The 2801-nt window shown below is 45.4% G+C and carries 3 protein-coding genes; all 3 read left to right on the top strand.

Features of this window, described 5'->3' with window-relative positions:
• On the top strand, positions 1–1128 hold a 1128-nt coding region (locus B6A27_RS00920; protein ID WP_080859625.1), incomplete at its 5' end, for an RHS repeat domain-containing protein.
• 19 nt (positions 1129–1147) lie between these two features.
• On the top strand, positions 1148–1486 hold the full coding sequence (locus tag B6A27_RS00925; protein WP_080859627.1) for an Imm8 family immunity protein: 339 nt from the start codon (positions 1148–1150) through the stop codon (positions 1484–1486).
• 280 nt (positions 1487–1766) lie between these two features.
• Positions 1767–2801: RHS repeat-associated core domain-containing protein (locus B6A27_RS00930; protein WP_304528549.1), on the top strand; the 1035-nt coding region annotated here is incomplete at its 3' end.

Consider the following 2801-nt stretch of genomic DNA (forward strand, 5'->3'; position numbering starts at 1 on the left):
GATTATAATGCGGGGAATCAATTGGTTCGTTTCGTCGATGAAACGGTCACGTATGACGCGAACGGCAACCGATTAGAAGACGGCCAGTATCGATATGAATGGAACGAAGCCGATCAATTGGTTTCCGTTACAAGAAAAGGCGAAAGCGCGCCGTTTGTGACGTACCAATATGACGAAGACGGTCGCCGCATTCAAAAGAACGTGAATGGCGTCGTGACGAACTACCACTACCAAGGCGACAGCCTCAACGTCTTATATGAAACCGACGCGAGCGGAAATGTGGTACAATCGTATGTATACGGAGAAAACGGCCAGCTGTTGGCGATGAAAAAAGGCGGGGCGACGTATTTCTACCACTACAACGCCCATGGCGATGTCATCGCGTTAACGGATGCGCAAGGAAACGTGGTCGCTCGTTACGAGTACGACACATGGGGCCAACTTCTTTCAAAATCCGGTGAGATGGCAGACGAAAACCCATATCGCTATGCGGGATACCAATATGATGAAGAGACGGGATTGTACTACCTCATGGCCCGTTACTACCACCCAACCCATGGTGTGTTCCTGTCCACGGACCCTGATCCAGGAGATTCGGATGATATTTTGACGCAGAACGGCTACACATATGCGAACAACAACCCGGTGATGTTGGTCGATCCGGATGGGCATTTTGTCTGGATGGCGATTAATGCGGGATTTGCGGCGTATGATGGGTATAAAGCCTTTAAAAAAGGTGGTTGGAAGGCTGCGGCGATTGCAGTAGGCGTGGGACTGGTTGGTGGTGCGGCTTTTAAAGCGTATAGAATTTATAAAGCGAGAGAAACAGCCAAGATTATGAAGATTTTATTGGCGGCTAAGTATGGAAAAGGTAACACTACTATAGAAGTAGGGAGAGTAAGTAAGAGACTAGCAAAAAAGGCTGGGAAAGCATGGGTTGGATCAGGGGCTAAGCCACTCTATAAAAATGGTAAATGGATAGGATATAGAAGTAAAGATAAATCTAAAGTATTTAGAATGCAGTATAAGAAAACAAGAAGGGTATATCAAGCGAATTTTGAGGAATTTTATAAGAGTCCTATCAACAAGAAGACATATAAGTTACGAAATGCACACTTGAATTTTTAGCATGGAGGGAGTCATATAAATGATAATTCCTGAATTATTTTGTTTAACGATAATGGATGAAGACTGGGGAGAGGAGGTTGATGATTTTTGGATTGAAATTGAAGCAGATATTGGTATAAAGGGGGACTCAGATTCTGCTGAAGTATTTACTGTCTATGTTACAAGTCCAAGAAGGTTAAGGGATATGGTGGAAAAGTCAGGGTTGGAGATAGCTAGGGGATTGTTTATAATGAGAGACTTTAATATAAAAAGTGTAGAGGAGCGTCTCAAAAAAATACTTGCACATTGTTCAAGAAAAACGTGGAACGAAACAGCTTTAGCTATTAGTCGGTACGCTATTTGGGAGTATGAAAACTAAGTCGAAGTATAATGGGGAATTTTTCAGATATATAAATCCAACCTATTTTCCTAACATGTCGTCTTGTTAACGTGAGGGTGCTTTAAAGATAGCATTGTTCAAGCCTATCTTGACAGAAACACAGAATATTGATGGAGCCTTTTTATGAAAAATTTTCATTTAGAGCTCACAACCTACTTTAAGGTTTGTGAGCTTTTATTATCTGAGAGTGTGAAAGAATAACAACTAACTAGAGAAATGTAACCAAACAAAAAACATGGATTATGACGAGAGAGGAAACATTCGCACGTTTACCACCGGAAATGAAGCGGGTGCCACCTTTACGTATGACGACCGCGGCTTGGTGAACAGTCTGGTGGTGGGAACGGCGAACGGAACTGAGTTATTGGCGGAAACGTACCGTTACGACGAAAACGGCAACCGAATCCGCATCGAAACGTCGAACGGGGACGTCACGGTGTACAGCTATGATGAGCTCGATCAGTTGAAGATCGAACAATGGCCGGATGGAACGACGATCGAGTATACGTACGATGGATTCGGGAACCGGACGAAAATCGTGAAAACGAAAGACGGATCATCGACGACGACCAATGCCGATTATAATGCGGCGAATCAATTGGTTCGTTTCGGTGATGAAATGATCACGTATGACGCGAACGGCAACCGATTAGAAGACGGCCAGTATCGATATGAATGGAACGAAGCCGATCAATTGGTTTCCGTTACAAGAAAAGGCGAAAGCACGCCGTTTGTGACGTACCAATACGATGAAGACGGCCGCCGCATTCAAAAGAACGTCAATGGCGTCGTGACGAACTACCACTACCAAGGCGACAGCCTCAACGTCTTATATGAAACCGACGCGAGCGGAAATGTAGTACAATCGTATGTATACGGAGAAAACGGCCAGCTGTTGGCGATGAAAAAAGGTGGGGCGACGTACTTCTACCACTATAACGCGCATGGCGATGTCATCGCGTTAACGGATGCGCAAGGAAACGTGGTCGCTCGTTACGAGTACGACACATGGGGCCAAATTCGTTCCCAAACGGGCGCCCTAGCAACCGAAAACCCATATCGCTATGCGGGATACCAATACGATGAAGAGACGGGATTGTACTACCTCATGGCCCGTTACTACCACCCAACCCATGGCGTGTTCTTGTCCATGGACCCTGATCCGGGAGATTCGGATGATATTCTAACCCAAAACGGCTACACATATGCGAACAACAACCCGGTGATGTTGGTCGATCCGGATGGGCATTTTGTGTGGATGGCGATTAATGCGGGATTTGCGGCGTATGATGGG

It is taken from the genome of Anoxybacillus sp. UARK-01, assembly GCF_002075365.1.
GTDB lineage: Bacteria > Bacillota > Bacilli > Bacillales > Anoxybacillaceae > Anoxybacteroides > Anoxybacteroides rupiense.